This is a genomic window from Microbacterium sp. cx-55 (assembly GCF_021117345.1).
Taxonomy (GTDB): Bacteria; Actinomycetota; Actinomycetes; order Actinomycetales; family Microbacteriaceae; genus Microbacterium.
Map to the genome: position 1 here is coordinate 441,173 of NZ_CP088261.1, position 17,676 is coordinate 458,848.

Annotated in this window: 16 protein-coding genes; 6 read left to right on the forward strand and 10 right to left on the reverse strand. The window is 69.3% G+C overall.

Annotation, left to right across the window (positions count from 1 at the left end):
- Nucleotides 1–49: 49 nt before the first annotated feature.
- From LQ938_RS02065 to LQ938_RS02090, 6 genes are all read right to left on the reverse strand, one after another.
- Entirely contained in the window at nt 50–829 is a 780-nt protein-coding gene (locus tag LQ938_RS02065) for an ABC transporter permease (RefSeq protein ID WP_331275720.1), read from the reverse strand.
- The gene (locus LQ938_RS02070; RefSeq protein ID WP_223722410.1) at nt 826–1,641 is read right to left on the reverse strand and encodes an ABC transporter ATP-binding protein; all 816 of its coding nucleotides are present in this window, start codon (nt 1,639–1,641) and stop codon (nt 826–828) included. The genes LQ938_RS02065 and LQ938_RS02070 overlap by 4 nt, the downstream gene beginning before the upstream one ends.
- Nucleotides 1,638–2,606 carry an ABC transporter permease gene (locus tag LQ938_RS02075; RefSeq protein WP_374197474.1) on the reverse strand — a complete coding sequence of 323 codons (969 nt, stop codon included), beginning with the start codon at nt 2,604–2,606 and terminating at the stop codon, nt 1,638–1,640. The genes LQ938_RS02070 and LQ938_RS02075 overlap by 4 nt, the downstream gene beginning before the upstream one ends.
- Complete coding sequence (locus tag LQ938_RS02080) at nt 2,603–3,619, reverse strand: TIGR03842 family LLM class F420-dependent oxidoreductase (RefSeq protein ID WP_223722411.1); 1,017 nt, start codon at nt 3,617–3,619, stop codon at nt 2,603–2,605. Before LQ938_RS02080 ends, LQ938_RS02075 begins: the two co-directional genes overlap by 4 nt.
- A 144-nt stretch (nt 3,620–3,763) precedes the next feature.
- Nucleotides 3,764–5,206, reverse strand: coding sequence for a dihydropyrimidinase (gene hydA, locus LQ938_RS02085; RefSeq protein WP_223722412.1), 1,443 nt, complete (start codon nt 5,204–5,206; stop codon nt 3,764–3,766).
- Nucleotides 5,207–5,217: 11 nt separating this feature from the next.
- Nucleotides 5,218–6,066, reverse strand: a complete 849-nt coding sequence (locus LQ938_RS02090) for a nitrilase-related carbon-nitrogen hydrolase (protein WP_223722413.1) — start codon at nt 6,064–6,066, stop codon at nt 5,218–5,220.
- A 254-nt stretch (nt 6,067–6,320) separates the two neighbouring features.
- Between LQ938_RS02090 and LQ938_RS02095 the strand changes: the two genes are divergently transcribed.
- From LQ938_RS02095 to LQ938_RS02110, 4 genes are all read left to right on the forward strand, one after another.
- Entirely contained in the window at nt 6,321–7,502 is a 1,182-nt protein-coding gene (locus tag LQ938_RS02095) for a sensor histidine kinase (RefSeq protein ID WP_223722414.1), read from the forward strand.
- Entirely contained in the window at nt 7,499–8,146 is a 648-nt protein-coding gene (locus LQ938_RS02100; protein ID WP_223722415.1) for a response regulator transcription factor, read from the forward strand. Before LQ938_RS02095 ends, LQ938_RS02100 begins: the two co-directional genes overlap by 4 nt.
- A 93-nt stretch (nt 8,147–8,239) precedes the next feature.
- Nucleotides 8,240–9,013 (forward strand): ABC transporter ATP-binding protein, encoded by a 774-nt coding sequence (locus LQ938_RS02105; protein WP_223722416.1) that lies wholly within the window; start codon nt 8,240–8,242, stop codon nt 9,011–9,013.
- A 44-nt stretch (nt 9,014–9,057) separates the two neighbouring features.
- Nucleotides 9,058–10,491, forward strand: a complete 1,434-nt coding sequence (locus LQ938_RS02110) for an ABC transporter permease (protein WP_223722549.1) — start codon at nt 9,058–9,060, stop codon at nt 10,489–10,491.
- A 5-nt stretch (nt 10,492–10,496) separates the two neighbouring features.
- On the opposite strand, the gene LQ938_RS02115 is transcribed toward LQ938_RS02110, so the two are convergent.
- The gene (locus tag LQ938_RS02115) at nt 10,497–10,994 is read right to left on the reverse strand and encodes a hypothetical protein (protein ID WP_223722417.1); all 498 of its coding nucleotides are present in this window, start codon (nt 10,992–10,994) and stop codon (nt 10,497–10,499) included.
- A gap of 107 nt (nt 10,995–11,101) precedes the next feature.
- On the opposite strand from LQ938_RS02115, the gene LQ938_RS02120 reads away from it, so the two are divergent.
- On the forward strand, nt 11,102–11,725 hold the full coding sequence (locus tag LQ938_RS02120) for a 2-phosphosulfolactate phosphatase (RefSeq protein WP_223722418.1): 624 nt from the start codon (nt 11,102–11,104) through the stop codon (nt 11,723–11,725).
- Between the two features lie 23 nt (nt 11,726–11,748).
- Here the strand turns inward: LQ938_RS02120 and LQ938_RS02125 are convergent, their stop codons facing one another.
- The 3 genes from LQ938_RS02125 to LQ938_RS02135 form a co-directional block, all read right to left on the reverse strand.
- Complete coding sequence (locus LQ938_RS02125) at nt 11,749–12,237, reverse strand: SprT-like domain-containing protein (protein WP_223722419.1); 489 nt, start codon at nt 12,235–12,237, stop codon at nt 11,749–11,751.
- A gap of 29 nt (nt 12,238–12,266) precedes the next feature.
- Nucleotides 12,267–12,794, reverse strand: coding sequence for a hypothetical protein (locus tag LQ938_RS02130; RefSeq protein WP_223722420.1), 528 nt, complete (start codon nt 12,792–12,794; stop codon nt 12,267–12,269).
- 233 nt (nt 12,795–13,027) lie between these two features.
- The gene (locus LQ938_RS02135; RefSeq protein WP_223722421.1) at nt 13,028–13,894 is read right to left on the reverse strand and encodes a spermidine synthase; all 867 of its coding nucleotides are present in this window, start codon (nt 13,892–13,894) and stop codon (nt 13,028–13,030) included.
- 278 nt (nt 13,895–14,172) lie between these two features.
- Between LQ938_RS02135 and rpoB the strand changes: the two genes are divergently transcribed.
- On the forward strand, nt 14,173–17,676 hold the full coding sequence (rpoB, locus tag LQ938_RS02140) for a DNA-directed RNA polymerase subunit beta (RefSeq protein WP_223722422.1): 3,504 nt from the start codon (nt 14,173–14,175) through the stop codon (nt 17,674–17,676).

Consider the following 17,676-nt stretch of genomic DNA (forward strand, 5'->3'; position numbering starts at 1 on the left):
TGGTGCATTCCGCGGCGCCCGGGTGGCGCAGGGACGAGGGTGGGTGCCGTCAGTGTCGGCGCCGGACGGCGGCGCGCTCCAGCAGCAGGGTGACGACGTAGAAGAGCAGTCCGAGCAGGATCGCGGCGAACACGTACGCCCAGGCGCGCGCGTAGGCGCTCGTGGCCGCCGAGGTCGAGATCATGGCGCCGAGCCCGCCGCGGGGTCCGCCGAAGTACTCGGCAACGAGGGCGGAGATCACGGCGAGCGAGGAGGCGAGGCGGATGCCGGTGAACACGAACGGGAGAGCGGTCGGGAGCGTGACCGCGCGCAGCACCTGCCCGGACCCCGCCGCGTACGCCCGCATCAGATCGCGGTGCACGGGCAGCACCTGCCGGAAGCCGCGCAGCGTGTTCACGAACACGGGAACGAATGAGGCGAGGGCGGCGATCGTCTGGCGGCCGACCTGGCTGTCGGCACCGAACATCGAGTTCAGCACCGGTGCGAGGGCGACGATCGGGATGACGGCGAGCCCGGCGACGACCGGCGCGGTCATCAGGTCGAGGATGCGCCAGCGCGCCGCAAGTGCCGCAAGGGCGATGCCGAGCAGCGCTCCCACGATCAGGCCCACGAGCGCGTTCGTTCCCGTCGTGAGCGCGGCGGCGCCGATCGCGGGCGCGAACGCGAGGAATTCCTCGACGATCTCGGCGGGACCGGGCAGCAGATAGTCGTCGACCCCGCCGAGGCTCACGAGCACCTGCCACAGCACCAGTGCGAACACGCCGACGGCTACGGGCGCGACCACCCGCAGCCAGGTGCGCTCGCCGCTGATCGCGGCCGACGACATCATCGGTTCTCCACGCCCCGCGGCGCGGGTGCGCCCTGGTGCAGCGCTTCGCGAACGGCCGTCACCATCGCGAAGAACGTCTCGTCCTCGCGGAGCGCCTCGGTGCGCGTCGCGCCCTCCAGCTGCATCGGAACGATCTCCTGGATCCGGCCGGGGCGCGGAGACATCACGACCACCCGGTCGGAGAGGAACACGGCCTCGGGGATGGAGTGCGTGACGAACACCACGGCCGCCCCGGTCTCGCCGCAGATGCGCACGAGCTCGGTCTGCATCCGCTCCCGGGTCATCTCATCGAGTGCGCCGAACGGTTCGTCCATCAGCAGCAGCTTGGGGCTCTCCGCGAGCGCGCGAGCGATCGCGACGCGCTGCTGCATTCCGCCCGACAGCTGGTCGGGATAGCGGTCGGCGACGTCGGCGAGCCCGACCATCGCGAGGAGGTCCGCCACCCGTGCGCCGCGCCCCTTCACGCCGTGCAACTCCAGCGGCAGCGACACGTTGCCCGCGACGGTCCGCCAGGGCAGCAGCCCCGCCTGCTGGAACGCGATGCCGTAGTCCTGGTCGAGGCGGGCGCGCGCCGGCGGCTTGCCGAACACCGAGATCGTGCCGGCGGTGGCCTGGTCGAGGTCGGCGATCAGTCGCATGAGCGTCGACTTGCCGCATCCGGACGGTCCGATCAGCGAGACGAATTCGCCCGGGGCGACGTCCAGGTCGATGCCCTGCAGGGCCTGGACGGGCCCGGTTCGTGTCGCGAACGTCTTGTCGACGCCCGAGATATGGACGGCCGGTGGGGCCGTGGTGCTGCGGTCGATGCTCACGCGTTGTCCTCCCCGCGTCGGTAATTCTTGAGTACGGCGCCGAGCAGAGCCACGAACGCGGCGGATACGAGCCCGAGCGCGATGGCGCCGAAGATCGGGCCCCAGGGCTTCGCCGGATCGCCCGATGCCTGCCCGGCGTACTGGATCAGGATGCGGCCGATGCCGCCCTGAAGGCCGGTGGATACCTCGGCGACGACGGCGCCGACGACGGCGCCCGCCGCACCGAGCCGGAGCGCGGGGATGAGGTACGGGACGGCGGCCGGGAGGCGCAGGTGCAGGAGCGTCTGCCACGAACTCGCGGCGTACGTGTGCAGCAGTTCGGTGTGGATGCGGTCGGGGGACTGGAGCCCCCGCAGCGCGCCGACCGCGACCGGGAAGAACGCCAGATAGCTCGCGATCAGCGCGACGCTCATCCAGTCCTCCCACTCGAACGAGCCGATCTCGATCCGCGAGCCCCAGCTCTTCACGATGGGGGCGAAAGCGATGAGCGGTACGGTCTGGCTGAGCACGATCCAGGGGAGGATCGCCCACTCCGCGATCCGCCAGCGCTGCATGAGGAGCGCGAACGCGAACCCGACGATGACGCCGACGATCCAGCCGACCGCGGCGATCCCGAGGGTGACGAGGGCGGCGAGCAGCACCTCGAGCCAGAGCGGACGCGCGGTCGGTGAGGAGGTCACCGGTTCGAGCAGGCGGGTCGCCATCTCCCAGATGTGCGGCATCGCGAGGTCCGTCGTCCGCGGCAGCACACGCAGCTCCCCGATCACGACGCCGTCCGCGGGGCCGAGGAACTTGTACAGCTCCCACAGCACCGCGACCGCCACGACGCCCGCGAGGCCGTAGGCCCCGGCGCGCAGCATCCGTCCGCCGCTCGCGCTCTTCTTCCGCCCGCGAGACGGCAGTGGGGCCTCGAGACGTTGGTCCGGAACCACCGTCTCGTCGCCGAACTGCGGTTTCGTCGTCATCGCTTGGCGGTGATGTGCTCGGAGAGCGCGGGGATGACGGTTTCGCCGTAGACCCGCATCGTCTCCTCCTTGTTGTCGTGCTGGAGGTAGCCGGCGAACTGGGTCACGCCGATCGCGCGAAGCTGTTCGAGCTTGGCGATGTGCTCTTCGGCGGTGCCCAGGATGCAGAACCGGTCGATGATCTCGTCGGGCACGAAGTCGACGTGGTCGTTGCCGGACTTTCCGTGCGAGTTGTAGTCGTAGCCCTCGCGGCCCGCGATGTAGTCGGTGAGCGCTGCGGGAACATCGCCCTCGGTGCCGTACTTCGAGACGATGTCGGCGACGTGGTTGCCGACCATCCCCCCGAACCAGCGGCACTGGTCGCGCATGTGGTCGATGTCGTCGCCGATGTACATCGGGGCGGCGACGCAGAAAGCGATCGACTCCGGGTCGCGGCCGGCGGCGGCGGCCGCATCCTTGACGACCTTGATCATCCAGGCGGCGATGTCGACGTCGGCCAGCTGCAGGATGAAACCGTCGCCGACCTCGCCGGTCAGCTTCAGGGCGAGCGGACCGTACGCGGCGACCCACACGTCGAGTTCCGATCCCCGGCTCCACGGGAACTGCAGCGTGGCGCCGTTGTACTCGACCGCGCGGGAGTTGCCCAGTTCGCGGATGACGTGGATCGACTCGCGCAGCTCCCGGAGGGTCGTCGGCTTGCCGTTCGTCACCCGCACGGCCGAGTCGCCGCGACCGATGCCGCAGATCGTCCGGTTGCCGTACATCTCGTTCAGTGTGGCGAAGACGGATGCGGTCACGGTCCAGTCGCGCGTCGCCGGGTTCGTCACGAACGGCCCGACGGTCACCCGCCTCGTCGCGTTCAGGATGGCGGAGTGCACGACGTACGGCTCCTGCCACAGCAGGTGCGAGTCGAACGTCCACACGTGGCTGAAGCCGTGGGCCTCGGCGAGCTGTGCGAGCTGCACCGTGCGGGATGCGGGCGGGTTGGTCTGCAGGACGACGCCGAAGTCCATGTCGTTCCCCCTTCTTACTGCTGTCTGTCTGGGTGCCCCGGTCGATGTCCCACTATTTGCTGTCCATGTCCCACAATTTGCCGTTCTGACAGCGGCAAAGCGGCAAAAAGTGGGACATGGGTGGCAGACCTGGGGGAGCTCGCCTCAGATGAGGTACTGGCTGAGGCCGCGCGGGATGTAGCGGCCGTCGCCCGCGCGACCGAGGTACGCGCCGCTGTCGACCACGACCTTGCCGCGCGAGAGGACGGTGTCCACGTGGCCGTCGATCTCGAAGCCGTCCCACGCGGAGTAGTCCATGTTCATGTGGTGCGACTTGCCGGGGCCGATGCCGATCGAGGTGTGGCCGTTCGGGTCGTAGACGACGACGTCGCCGTCGGCGCCGGGCTGGATGACGCCCTTCTTCCCGTACATGCCGAACATCCGCGCCGGCGTCGTGCTGGTGAGCTCGACCCATCGCGGCAGGGTGATCTGGCCGGTGACGACGCCCTGGTACATGAGGTCCATCCGGTGCTCGACCGACCCGATGCCGTTGGGGATCTTCGAGAAGTCGCCGATCCCCATGTCTTTCTGGCCCTTCATGCAGAACGGGCAGTGGTCGGTGGAGACCATCTGGATGTCGTTCGTGCGCAGGCTCTGCCACATGTGGTGCTGGTGGCCCTCGTGCTTCGACCGGAGCGGCGTCGAGCACACCCACTTCGCGCCCTCGAAATCGCCCCACTCCTCGCTCGACGCGCCGAGCTGGTCTTCGAGGCTGAGGTAGAGGTACTGCGGGCAGGTCTCCCCGAACACGTTCAGGCCGCGGTCGCGGGCGGCGGCGATCTGTTCGACCGCCTGCTTGGCGCTCACGTGCACCACATAGAGCGGTGCGCCGGTCAGGTCGGCGATCATGATCGCGCGGTGGGTGGCTTCTTCCTCGGCCTGCCACGGGCGGGTGGTGCCGTGGAAGTACGGCGACGTGTGCCCTGCATCCCGTGCCTGCTGCACGAGGACGTCGATCATCGCGCCGTTCTCGGCGTGCATCATCATCATCGCGCCGTTGTCGGCGCCCTTCTGGAACGCGCGCAGGATCTGGCCGTCGTCGGAGAGGAACACGCCCCTGTAGGCCATGAAGAGCTTGAAGCTCGTCACGCCCTCGGCGATCAGTTCGTCCATCGCGGTCAGCGAGGACTCCTGCACGTCCGACAGGATCTGGTGGAAGCCGTAGTCGATCGCGCAGTTGCCGGCGGCCTTCTCCTGCCAGGCGTAGTACTGCTCGAGGATGTTCTCTTCCGGGTACTGCACGACGAAGTCGACGATCGAGGTGGTTCCGCCGATCGCCGCCGCGCGGGTGCCGGTCTCGAAGGTGTCCGAGGCCTGCGTTCCCCCGAACGGCATCTCCATGTGGGTGTGCGCGTCGATGCCGCCGGGGATCACGTACTTGCCGGTCGCATCGACGACCGTGTCGACGGATGCGGTGAGGTCGTGCCCGAGCAGGGTCGACCCGGGAGCGAGAACCGCGACAATGGTCTCGCCGTCGATCAGCACATCCGCCTCGCCCGTGCCGGTCGCGTTGACGACGGTGCCGCCGGTGATGAGTGTCGTTGCCATGACGGGTCGCCTTATGGTGCCGAGATCGGGCCGTAGGAGTCCGGCCGCCGGTCGCGGAAGAACTGCCAGTCGTCGCGCATCTCCTGCACGAGGTGCATGTCGAGATCCCGGATGAGGATCTCTTCGTGCTCGGAGGATCCGCGCTCGCCGACGAAGTTGCCGCGCGGGTCGATCACCTGGCTGGTGCCGTAGAAGTCGACGGCGAGGTCGCCGTACTCGTTGTCTTCGCGCCCGACGCGGTTCGGCTGCAGCACGAAGTAGCCGTTCGCGACGGCGGCGGCGGGTCCTTCGACCTCCCACAGGCGGTTGCTCAGACCGGGCTTGGTCGCGTTGGGGTTGAACACCATGTGCGCGCCGTTCAGGCCGAGGGCGCGCCATCCCTCCGGGAAGTGCCGGTCGTAGCAGATGTAGAGCCCGACCTTGCCGACGGCGGTGTCGAAGACGGGGTAGCCGAGGTTTCCCGGACGGAAGTAGAACTTCTCCCAGAACCGGTCGAGGTGGGGGATGTGGTGCTTGCGGTACGAGCCGAGCACGGAGCCGTCCGCATCCACCATGACGGCGGTGTTGTAGTAGACGCCGGTCTGCTGCTCCTCGTAGATCGGGAGCACCATCACGAGACCGAGTTCCTTCGCGAGAGCGGCGAAGCGCTGCACGATGGGGCCGTCCACGGGCTCCGCGTAGCCGTAGTACTTCTTGTCCTGCGTGATGCCGAAGTAGGGGCCGTAGAAGAGCTCCTGGAAGGAGATCACCTGGGCGCCCTGCGCCGCAGCCTCCCTCGCGAACCCCTCGTGCTTGTCGAGCATCGACGCCTTGTCGCCTGTCCAAGTCGTCTGCGTGATCGCTGCGCGGACCGTCGTCATCGTCGCCTCCAAGTGGGTGAACCGGGTGTGCGGAACCATATCGTTCACGGGGGTCGCCGGCTACGGCGACGGGTCCGTCCCCGTGGGGTCATCTTTCGGGATCGACATTTCTCGGCCGTTTCGCCCTGTGACGGGGTGGTTAATGCTCCCGTGTATCCGCGGGCGGGAGCGGGAAGGCCGCGCTCGGGAACGGGCGTGGCGGGATACATCGGCAGACGGATGCTGCGGCGGGCGCCGCGCCGTAGCGTGGAGGAGTGTTCCGTCCACTGAAGACCTGGCAGCTCGTCGTCGACGTCGGCGGCGCTCTTGTCTTCATCGTGCTGTTCGGCGGCCTCTTCGCGTCCGGCGGTGCCGATTCCCCGCTCCAGGAGTTCTTCGTCGCCCTCGGGATGGCGGCGGCGCTCGCGGTGCGACGGAAGTCGCCGGCGTTGTCTCTCGCGGTCGCGTGGGTCACCGCGATCGCGCAGATGGCGCTCGGGATGACGCCGACGGCCGCGAACCTCGCCGTGTTCGGGGTGCTGTACGTGACGGCCGCCTACGGATCGCGGCTCGTGTTCTGGCTGGGCTTCGCGTCATCCTTCGTCGGTGCGGCGGCGATCGCGCTCTACCTGGTCGTGGTGATCCCCGCCTTCGCTGGAAGCACTATCGCGGTCGGCAACCTCCCGATCGTTCTGTTGGTGATGCTCGCCGCGGGCTTCGCCCTCCTACTGTCGTGGACCGCGGGCGCGCTCGTGCGGACCGCCGCCCGCGCGGCGCAGAACCGGATCGCCCGCGACCGCGCGCAGGGCGAGGCGGCCGCGGAGCAGGAGCGGGTGCGGATCGCCCGCGACATGCACGACGTCGTCGCGCATTCCCTCGCGGTCGTCATCGCGCAGGCCGACGGCGCGCGGTACGCCGCAGCGGCCGACCCGTCGGTGGCGACCGCGGCGCTCTCCACGATCTCCACGACGGCACGCGCTGCCCTCGCCGACGTGCGGATGCTGCTCACCCAGCTGCGGCACAGCCAGGGCGACGGGCCGCAACCCGGGATCACCGACCTCGACGATCTCTTCGCGCAGGTGCGGGCGGCGGGCGTAGATCTGCGGATCGAGGTCGCGCCGCTGCCGCCGGACGATGTTCCGGCATCCGTGCAGCTCGCGGTCTTCCGCATCCTGCAGGAGGCCCTGACCAACGCGCTCCGGCACGGGGGTGCGGGGCCTGTCCGCGTGCACCTCGCCTGGCACGGCGACCGTTGCGACCTCGCCGTGCGCAATCCGCTGCCCCCGCGCAGCGCCGCCCGTGCGGGGCTCGACATCGACGCGGTCGAGCGCGGCCCCGGCCACGGCATCATCGGCATGCGCGAGCGTGCGCAGCTCGTGGGCGGGTCGCTTCGGGTCGGACCCGACGACGATCAGTTCGTCGTCACGGCCACCCTTCCGATCGGAGAGCGCTCATGAAGAACACCATCCGCGTGGTGCTCGTCGACGACCAGGGTCTCTTCCGGGCGGGCATCCGGATGCTGGTCGATTCGCAGAGCGACCTCGAGGTCGTCGGCGAAGCCGCGGACGGCCGCGAGGCGATCGCGGTCGTCCGCGCGACGCGGCCCGACGTCGTGCTGATGGACATCCGGATGCCGGTGCTCGACGGTCTCGCCGCGACCGCCGAACTGCTGCAAGACCCGGATCCGCCGCGGATCGTGATGCTCACGACCTTCGATCTCGACGAGGCCGCCGCCCGCGCCATCCGTCAGGGCGCGAGCGGGTTCCTCCTGAAGGACGCGGACCCCGAGTTCCTGCTGGCGGCGATCCGCACCGTGCACGCGGGATCCGCCGTGATCGCCGCCGCCGCGACCCGCGATCTCTTCGCGCGATTCGCGGATGCGGCACCCGCCCCGGTTCCGTCGACCTTCCTCACCCTCACCGAGCGCGAGCGGGAGATCTTCGCGCTCGCCGCGAGAGGGCTCTCGAACGCCGAGATCGCGGGCCGCGAGTTCCTCTCCGAGGCGACGGTGAAGACGCACATCAGTCGGATCCTCGCGAAGCTGTCGCTGCGCGACCGGGTGCAGCTCGTCGTCTTCGCATTCGAGCACGGTCTGGCCTGAGCAGCATCCGGTTCGGATGTCATCCTCCGGATGTAGACCGGCCGCGACCTCGGGCTGACGCGGCGGGCAGGCCCCGATTTCTAGCGTCGGGGTATGCACATTCCTTCCAGCGAACTCGGGCTCGCGGCCCGCGTCCAACGACTCACGAAGACCTACGGCACCGGCGACGGCGCCGTGCGCGCGCTCGACGATGTCGGTGTCGGCATCCGCCGCGGTGATTTCACCGCGATCATGGGCCCGTCCGGATCGGGCAAGTCCACGCTCATGCACATCATGGCGGGCCTCGACGCCCCCACCCGGGGCAGCGTGTGGATCGGTGACACCGAGATCACCGGGCTCTCCGACCTCGATCTGACGATCCTCCGGCGACGGCGGATCGGGTTCGTGTTCCAGTCGTTCAACCTCGTGCCGACGCTCGACGCCCTCGGCAACATCATGCTGCCCTTCGACCTCGACGGACGCCGCCCGACGGCGCTCGAGCGGTCGCGGATCGATGGCCTCATCGAGAGTCTGGGGCTCACGGGCCGGGTGCGGCACCGGCCGCACCAGCTCAGCGGCGGACAGCAGCAGCGCGTCGCGATCGCTCGCGCCCTCGCCACCGCGCCCGATCTGGTGTTCGCCGATGAACCGACCGGCAACCTCGACTCGCGCACCGGGCGCGAGGTGCTGGGGCTCCTTCGCGCCGCCAGTCGCGACCACGGCCAGACGATCGCGATGGTCACGCACGATCCGATCGCCGCGAGCCACGCCGACCGCGTGCTGCACCTGGCCGACGGCCGCGTGGTCGCCGACCAGCGCGGGCAGACGGCCGAGGAGATCTCGGCCTTTATGCTCGCCGCCGAGCTCGGTGCGGAGGCGTCGGCGTGAGCGCCGGTGTTCTCGCCCCGACCGATCGCGGCGGGGAACGACGGATGCCGCGGGCCACCACATCCGTCGCCTGGATGCGCGAGCGCGGGATGGGGGCGAGCGTGCTCGTCGCGACCATCTCGACCGCATTCGGGGTGGTGCTGCTGTCGGCGACGGGGTTCATCTCGGCGATGCTGCGCGCCAACTCCTACATCGGCGACAGCGAGATGCTCGCCGTCGTGCTCGCGATCCTGTCGGTTCTGCTGGTCGGGGTGGCGGTGTACGTCGCCTCGATCGTGACGGCGAACACGTTCGCGACGGTCGTGGCCGGGCGCACGCGCCGGATCGCGTTGCTGCGGCTGATCGGTGCGTCGGCGCGGTCCCAGCGCGCCGAGATCGCCCGACAGGGACTCCTCGTCGGTGTGGTCGGGGCGGTTCTCGGGCTTCTCGTCGGGATCGGCGTCGCGGCGGTCGGTGTCGCTCTTGCCGAGCGCGCGCTCGGGCTGCCGGACCTCTCTTTCCCGCTGCTGCGGGTCGAGCTGCTGGCCCCGGCGTTCGTCGTCGCTCTCACGACGTGGGCTGCCGCGTGGGCGGGTTCGCGCCGGGTGCTGACGGTCACGCCGCTGCAAGCGCTCGCCGGATCGGTCGAGCGCACCCACGAAGCCGTCGGCGGTCGGCGCGGCCGGAACGTCGTCGCGCTGGCGCTGCTGATCGTCGGCGTCGCGCTCCTGGCGCTCGGCATCCTGGCGGGACTCCTGTCACCGCTCGGCGTCGTGATCGCCTTCGGCGGCGGGCTGCTGTCGTTCACGGGCCTCATCCTCGGGTCGACGCTCATGATGCCGCCCGTGCTCCGCCTGGTCGGCCGATTGTTCGGCGACTCGGCGACGGCGCGGCTCGCGGCGGAGAACGCGTTGCGCTATCCCGAGCGATCCAGTCGGATGGCGATCGGCGTCGTCATGGGCGTCACCCTCGTGACGATGTTCGCCGTCGCGATCGAGTCGACGAAAGCGCTCCTCGAGCGGTCCGCCGACGGCGCCCTGCCCGCCGACATGGTCACGATCCTCGACGGCTTCTCCGCGATCATGATGGGGCTCGTGGCCGTCAGTGCGGTCATCGCCGGCGTAGGACTCGTGAACCTGCTCACCATCGGCGTCGTGCAGCGCCGCCGGGAGCTCGGACTGCTCCGCGCCCTCGGTGTCTCGAACGCGCAGGTGCGCCGGATGGTGCTTCTCGAGGCCGCGCACATCACCGTCACCGCGACGCTCACGGGCCTCGTGCTCGGCGTCGTCTACGGCTGGGCCGGCGCCCAGTCGCTGCTCGGCACGGTTCCCGGAGATCCCGACCAGTACAGCGGCCCCACGTTCGTGCTCCCGGCCGTGCCGCTGATCCCCGTGCTGGTCATCGTCGCGGCGACGGCAGTACTGACGCTCATCGCCGCCGTCGTCCCGACGCGCCTCGCGACGCGGGTGACCCCGGTCGCCGCCCTCGCGGAGGGGTAACGGGGCTACGCCGGGGCATCCCCGTCGTGCGCCCAGGTGGGGGCGAGGGCGCGGATGCGGGCACCTCGCCACTGCCAGGCCGCCCAAAGCCCGGGCCAGAGGAGCGGTGCGACGCGGCCGCCGATCACGAGTCGATCACGCCAGAGGGTCCTGCCGGGTTCGCCGGGCGCGGGGGAGATGGCCATCTGGTGGTCCCAGACATCGAGCGAGGCGAGCGGACCCGACAGCGGCGTGCCGCTGTCACGGAAGATTCGCACGTCACCGTGCTGCTCGGTGACGACGCGGTCGCTCACCGAGATCAGCTGCGCTCCGAGCGGCAGGAGCCCGCCGAGGAACAGCCCCACGGCCGCATCGTCGCCCGGCTGCCAGATGGTCGGCAGCGGCGCCATCGGCTGCATGTCGACGAACGGACCGTAGAGCTCCGCGACCGCTCGGGGGGAGTGGAGCGCGCGCCAGGCCGCATCCGGATCGCAGTCGATCGTGAACTTCAGCAGGATGCGCACGCCACCAGTGTCGCACCGCCACCGGCGGAGACCCCGGGGGCTTGCCCGCCGCGTCGCAGAGCGTCATGCGCGGGCGGCACCCGGATCGTCCGTTCTACGCTGGTCCGATGCCCACCGCGTTCGACCAGTCCCGCTATCAGATCCGCGTCGAATGGGGCGTCGACGGCCTCGCCCGGCTCGCCCCGTCGGACGTCGTGGTGGTCGTGGATGTGCTTACCTTCTCCTCGCAGGTGACGGATGCGGTCGCCGCCGGCGACGGCATCCTCCTGGCCACCGGTCTCGCCGCGGGGGAGGAAGCGGCATCCGTCGCGGCCGCCGCGGCCGCATCCGGCGCGCACGTGCTCCTCGGCTCGCTCCGCAACGCGGCCGCGGTCGCGAAGGAGGCGCTCGCCGAACAGCAGCGGCGCGGCGCGCGTACCTCGATCGCGGTGATCGCCGTGGGCGAGCGCGCCGGCGCGGCGACTCGGTTCGCCGTCGAAGATCAGCTGGGCGCCGGCGCCATCATCGACGCGCTCGGTGCGCTGGGCATCGACCACACGTCTCCCGAGGCGGCGGCCGCGTGCGAGGCGTTCCGTGGTCTGCGCGCCGCCGTGAGGCACCTGCTCACGGCCAGCGGATCCGGTCAGGTGCTGATCGAAGCCGGGCGTCGCGACGACGCGCTCGCGGCGGCCCAGGTCGACGCGACGCACGTGGTGCCCGTCCTCCGCGACGGGATCTTCGTCTCGGTCTGAGGCTGTGCGCCTGCCGCTGCGCATCAGCGCGGAGTGAGTGCGGCGACGCGCTCCGCGCGGGTGATCTCGCGCCGGGTCCACGTGAACGCGTGGCGCGGGTCGAACCGCGGGGCGCAGATCGCGCAGGACGTCTCCCGTGTCGCGCGCCGGTGTCGGTACGCGACATGACCGGCCGGGCACACCCCCACCCACGGAGCCAGTTCCACCGCCGTCTCGCCGGCGTGCGTCGTGCCGCCGATGTAGCCGAGCTCTTTCGCGACCCGCTTCCACCGCGGACCGTGCCCGGCCTCGGCGCCCGCGACCGCGTGCGCGACCTCGTGCAGCAGGGTCTGATGGTTCGTGTCGTCGTCGTAGCGTGCGGAGAGATACCGCGAGACGCTGATGCGCTTCCGACTGAAATCGCACAGCCCGGCACGGCGCTTCGCGTTGTCGAAACCGAAGCTCCACGAATCGTCGAGGTGGAGGGCGATCAGGGCATCAGCCCAGACGCGGATGCGCTGCAGATCCGACATGATCCGAAACTAGATCCGGGGTCCGACACTCAACTGGCGACGGATGCCGCCACCCGGCGTCGGTCGACGGCGTCGATCGCGAGCAGGGTCGATTCGAGCTGTTCCTCGGGCGCGCCGGCCTGCTGGCGGAAGAACAGCTCGCGCTTGAAGTCGGCGCGCGCGCCGTCCAGGTCGTCGTCGTCCAGGCGCACCATGCCGCGGTGATGGCTGGCGAACGCGGCGATACCGGCCCAGCCGTGCCCCTCGGCCTCTGCGGCGCAGGCCGTCAGCTCCTGCTCGGCCGCGGCGAGCTGGCCGCGTTCCTGCTGGATCGTGGCGTGCAGGATGCGGGCGCGCAGCAGGTCCTTGCGGGTGCCCGCCATCCGTGCCGTCCGTACGGACTGGTCGGAGATCTGCAGAGCCTCGTCGAAGTCGCCGGTCACCTTGAGCAGCCACACGCGCTCGAGGAGCGCCGGAAGACTGCGCTGCGGGCCGATCTCGGCCAGCCGCTCCCGGCATTCGCGCTCGTCGACGATCTCGCGCAACGTGTCCGGGTGGTAACCCCTGATGTAGCTCACGACTCTCCCTCCGCGATCGGTTCTTCCAGTGTGCGGGATGCCCCGCGCCCTCCCCGCCTCCCACGCCGACGACCCCTCCGCCGACCCACCCCCTTGTCTCCGACCCACCCCCTTGTCTCCGACCCACCCCCTTGTCTCCGACCCACCCCCTTTGACCCCGCTCGCTGAGGGGTGGCTCGGCGACAGAGGGGTGGGTCGGCGACGTCAGGAGTGGGGACGTCAGGGGGGCGACGTCAGCGCTCGAAGACGGAGGAGGCGGGCATCGGCGACGGGGTGGCATCGGCATCCGTCGCGGGACTCGCGCCGCGGGCGAAGTCCTCGAGCTCCTCGCCGTGCGCGACCTTCGCCGGGTGGGGACCGGCGGCCATCAGTCGCGGCAGCCACTCGGTGGGGAGCGGGGCGGCGGATGCGGCGAGCACGAGGTTGCCGAAGCGCCGGCCCTTCAGCGTCTGCACCTCGGCCAGCAGCGCGATCTCCGGCAGCACGGCGCGCACGGTCGCGACCTGCCGGCGCGCGAACGCAAGGCCCGAACCGTCGGCGACGTTCACCAGCAGCACGCCGTCGGGGGCGAGGAGGGCGGCCGCGGCGCGGTAGAACTCGACGGTCGTCAGGTGCGCCGGGGTCTGCGCGCCGGCGAACACGTCCGCCACCAGCAGATCCACGTTGCCGACGAGCGCCGCGGGAAGACGGCCGAGACCCTCGCGGGCGTCACCGATCCGGATACGGATGGCCGCGCCGCGGGGGAGCGGTAGCTCGGCGCGCACCAGCTCGACCAGTGTGGGCTCGAGCTCGATCACCTGTTGGCGGGACCCCGGGCGAGTGTGCTCGATGTAGCGGGGGATCGTCAGGGCGCCACCGCCGAGGTGGACGGCGGTCAGGGGTTGGCGCGGCATCCGGAGCTGGTCGATCACCGCGCCCATCCGCCCGACGTATTCGAAGTGCAGGTGGGTGGGGTCGTCGAGATCGACGTGCGACTGCGGGGTGCCGGCGACCTCAAGCTCGTACCCGCTCGTGAACCCCGAGGGGACAATGCGGGCGATCGTGCCGTCCGAGAGGCGCGCCTCGGGACGAGGGACATCTTCGCGTCGGGCCCGGGCCATGGCTTCACCGTAACCCCCGCCGAACCGCACCGCTCACACCCCCGCGGCGCGCGTATACCGCAGGTCGCGAAACTCGTCAAGAATCCGACTGGACATCGTGACATCCCCGACCTATAGTTGGTAGTTGCGCTCCGATTCCCCCTGTCTTCATATGGTGGTCGGCTGTGCGTACGTGCCCCCGCAGATTGCGGCGTGAGGTGCGAACGCGTGGGGATCGATTCGAGCACTCCATCTGACACGAGGATCACAGGCCCTATACGGGCCATGGAGGTTATCCCTTGGCTGCCGCGCCCCACGCAAGCACCCCCACCACCAAGACCCCCAAGAACGGACGCGGAGCATCCCGCCTCTCGTTCGCCAAGATCTCCGACACGCTCGAGGTCCCCGACCTTCTCGCGCTGCAGACCGAGTCATTCGACTGGCTCGTCGGCAATGACGCCTGGAAGCAGCGCGTCGCGGAGGCCGAGGCCGTGGGCCGGACCGACGTGCCCGGCACGAGCGGTCTGGAGGAGATCTTCGAGGAGATCTCCCCGATCGAAGATCTCAGCGAGACGATGCAGCTGAGCTTCACGAACCCGTATCTCGAGCCCGAGAAGTACTCCATCGAGGAGTGCAAGGAGCGCGGCAAGACGTACGCCGCCCCGCTCTACGTCGAGGCCGAGTTCATGAACCACCAGACCGGTGAGATCAAGACGCAGACGGTCTTCATGGGCGACTTCCCGCTCCAGACCGGCAAGGGCACCTTCATCATCAACGGCACCGAGCGTGTCGTCGTGTCGCAGCTCGTGCGTTCGCCCGGTGTGTACTTCGACCGCGTCGCCGACAAGACGAGCGACAAGGACATCGTGTCCGCCCGCGTCATCCCGAGCCGTGGTGCATGGCTCGAGTTCGAGATCGACAAGCGCGATCAGGTCGGTGTCCGCATCGACCGCAAGCGCAAGCAGTCGGTCACCGTCTTCCTGAAGGCCCTCGGCCTCACCAGCGAAGACATCACGACCGAGTTCGCCGGCTTCGCCTCGATCGAGGAGACGCTGGAGAAGGACACGATCCTCACCAAGGAAGACGCCCTCCGCGACATCTACCGCAAGCTCCGTCCGGGCGAGCAGGTCGCTGCCGAGGCCGCCCGCGCGCTGCTCGACAACTTCTACTTCTCGTCCAAGCGTTACGACCTCGCGAAGGTCGGTCGCTACAAGATCAACCAGAAGCTCGGTCTCGACAAGCCGCTGTCCGACTCGGTGCTCACCGTCGAAGACATCGTCGCGACGATCAAGTACCTGGTTCGCCTCCACCGCGGCGACGCCACGTTCGAGGGCATCCGCGGCGGCAAGCAGGCCGAGATCCGCATCGACATCGACGACATCGACAACTTCGGCAACCGCCGCATCCGCGCCGTCGGCGAGCTCATCCAGAACCAGGTCCGCACGGGTCTGTCCCGGATGGAGCGCGTCGTTCGCGAGCGCATGACCACGCAGGACATCGAAGCGATCACCCCGCAGACCCTGATCAACGTGCGCCCCGTCGTCGCCGCGATCAAGGAGTTCTTCGGAACCTCGCAGCTCTCGCAGTTCATGGACCAGAACAACCCGCTCGCGGGTCTGACCCACAAGCGCCGCCTGTCGGCGCTCGGACCGGGTGGTCTGTCGCGTGAGCGCGCCGGTGTCGAGGTGCGCGACGTGCACCCCTCGCACTACGGCCGCATGTGCCCGATCGAGACCCCGGAAGGCCCGAACATCGGCCTGATCGGTTCGCTCGCCTCGTTCGCGCGGATCAACTCGTTCGGTTTCATCGAGACCCCGTACCGCCGCGTCGTCGACGGTCAGGTCACGGTCGACATCGACTACCTCACCGCCAGCGAAGAGAACGACTACATCGTCGCTCAGGCCGGTGCCGCGCTCGACGCCGAGGGTCACTTCACGCAGGACCGCGTGCTGGCCCGTCGTGGTCAGGGTGGCGAGGTCGACCTGTTCCCGGTCGATGAGATCGGCTACATGGACGTCTCCCCGCGCCAGATGGTGTCGGTGGCGACCTCGCTCATTCCGTTCCTCGAGCACGACGATGCGAACCGCGCCCTCATGGGTGCGAACATGCAGCGTCAGGCTGTGCCGCTCGTGCGCAGCGAGTCGCCCGTGGTCGGTACCGGTATGGAGGGCTACGCCGCGATCGACGCCGGCGACGTCGTCACCGCGCAGAAGCCCGGTGTCGTCGCCGAGGTGTCGGCCGATGTCGTCACCATCCAGCTCGACGAGGGCGGCACGCAGGACTACTTCCTGCGCAAGTTCGACCGCTCGAACCAGGGCACGTCGTACAACCAGCGCGTGGTCGTTTCCGCGGGTGAGCGCATCGAGGCCGGCGAGATCATCGCCGACGGCCCCGCGACGGAGAACGGCGAGCTCGCGCTCGGCAAGAACCTCCTCGTGGCGTTCATGACCTGGGAGGGTCACAACTTCGAGGACGCGATCATCCTGAGCCAGGAGCTCGTGAAGGACGACACCCTCTCCTCGATTCACATCGAGGAGTACGAGGTCGACTCTCGCGACACCAAGCTCGGCAAGGAAGAGATCACTCGCGACCTGCCGAACGTGAGCCCGGACCTGCTGAAGGACCTCGACGAGCGCGGCATCATCCGCATCGGTGCCGAGGTTCGCCCCGGCGACATCCTGGTCGGCAAGGTCACGCCCAAGGGTGAGACCGAGCTCTCCGCCGAGGAGCGCCTGCTCCGCGCGATCTTCAACGAGAAGAGCCGCGAGGTACGCGACACGTCCCTGAAGGTGCCTCACGGCGAGCAGGGCACGATCATCGCGGTGAAGGAGTTCAACGCCGAAGACGGCGACGACGAGCTCGGCTCGGGCGTCAACCGTCGGGTCGTCGTCTACATCGCCCAGAAGCGCAAGATCACCGAGGGTGACAAGCTCGCCGGTCGTCACGGCAACAAGGGCGTCATCGCGAAGATCCTGCCGGTCGAGGACATGCCGTTCCTCGCCGACGGCACGCCGGTCGATGTCATCCTGAACCCGCTCGGTATCCCCGGTCGAATGAACTTCGGTCAGGTGCTGGAACTCCACCTCGGTTGGATCGCTCAGCAGGGCTGGAAGGTCGAGGGCACCCCCGAGTGGGCCGCCAGCCTCCCGAAGGCCGCGTGGGAAGCCCCCGCCGGCACCAAGGTCGCCACCCCGGTGTTCGACGGTGCGTTCGAGGACGAGATCGCGGGTCTGCTCGACTCGACGCTCCCGACCCGCGACGGTGACCGACTCATCGACCGCACGGGTAAGACCAAGCTGTTCGACGGTCGCTCGGGCGAGCCCTTCCCGGCGCCCATCTCGGTCGGCTACATGTACATCCTGAAGCTGCACCACCTCGTGGACGACAAGATCCACGCGCGTTCCACCGGCCCCTACTCCATGATCACGCAGCAGCCGCTGGGTGGTAAGGCGCAGTTCGGTGGACAGCGATTCGGTGAGATGGAGGTGTGGGCGCTCGAGGCATACGGTGCCGCGTACGCCCTGCAGGAGCTCCTCACGATCAAGTCCGACGACATCCTCGGCCGCGTCAAGGTGTACGAGGCGATCGTCAAGGGCGAGAACATCCAGGAGCCCGGCATCCCCGAGTCCTTCAAGGTGCTCATGAAGGAGATGCAGTCGCTCTGCCTGAACGTCGAGGTCCTCTCGGCTGACGGCACGCCGGTCAACCTCCGCGACACCGATGACGACGCCTTCCGTGCAGCGGAAGAGCTGGGCATCAACATTTCGAGCCGCTTCGAGTCCTCGTCGATCGACGAGATCTGA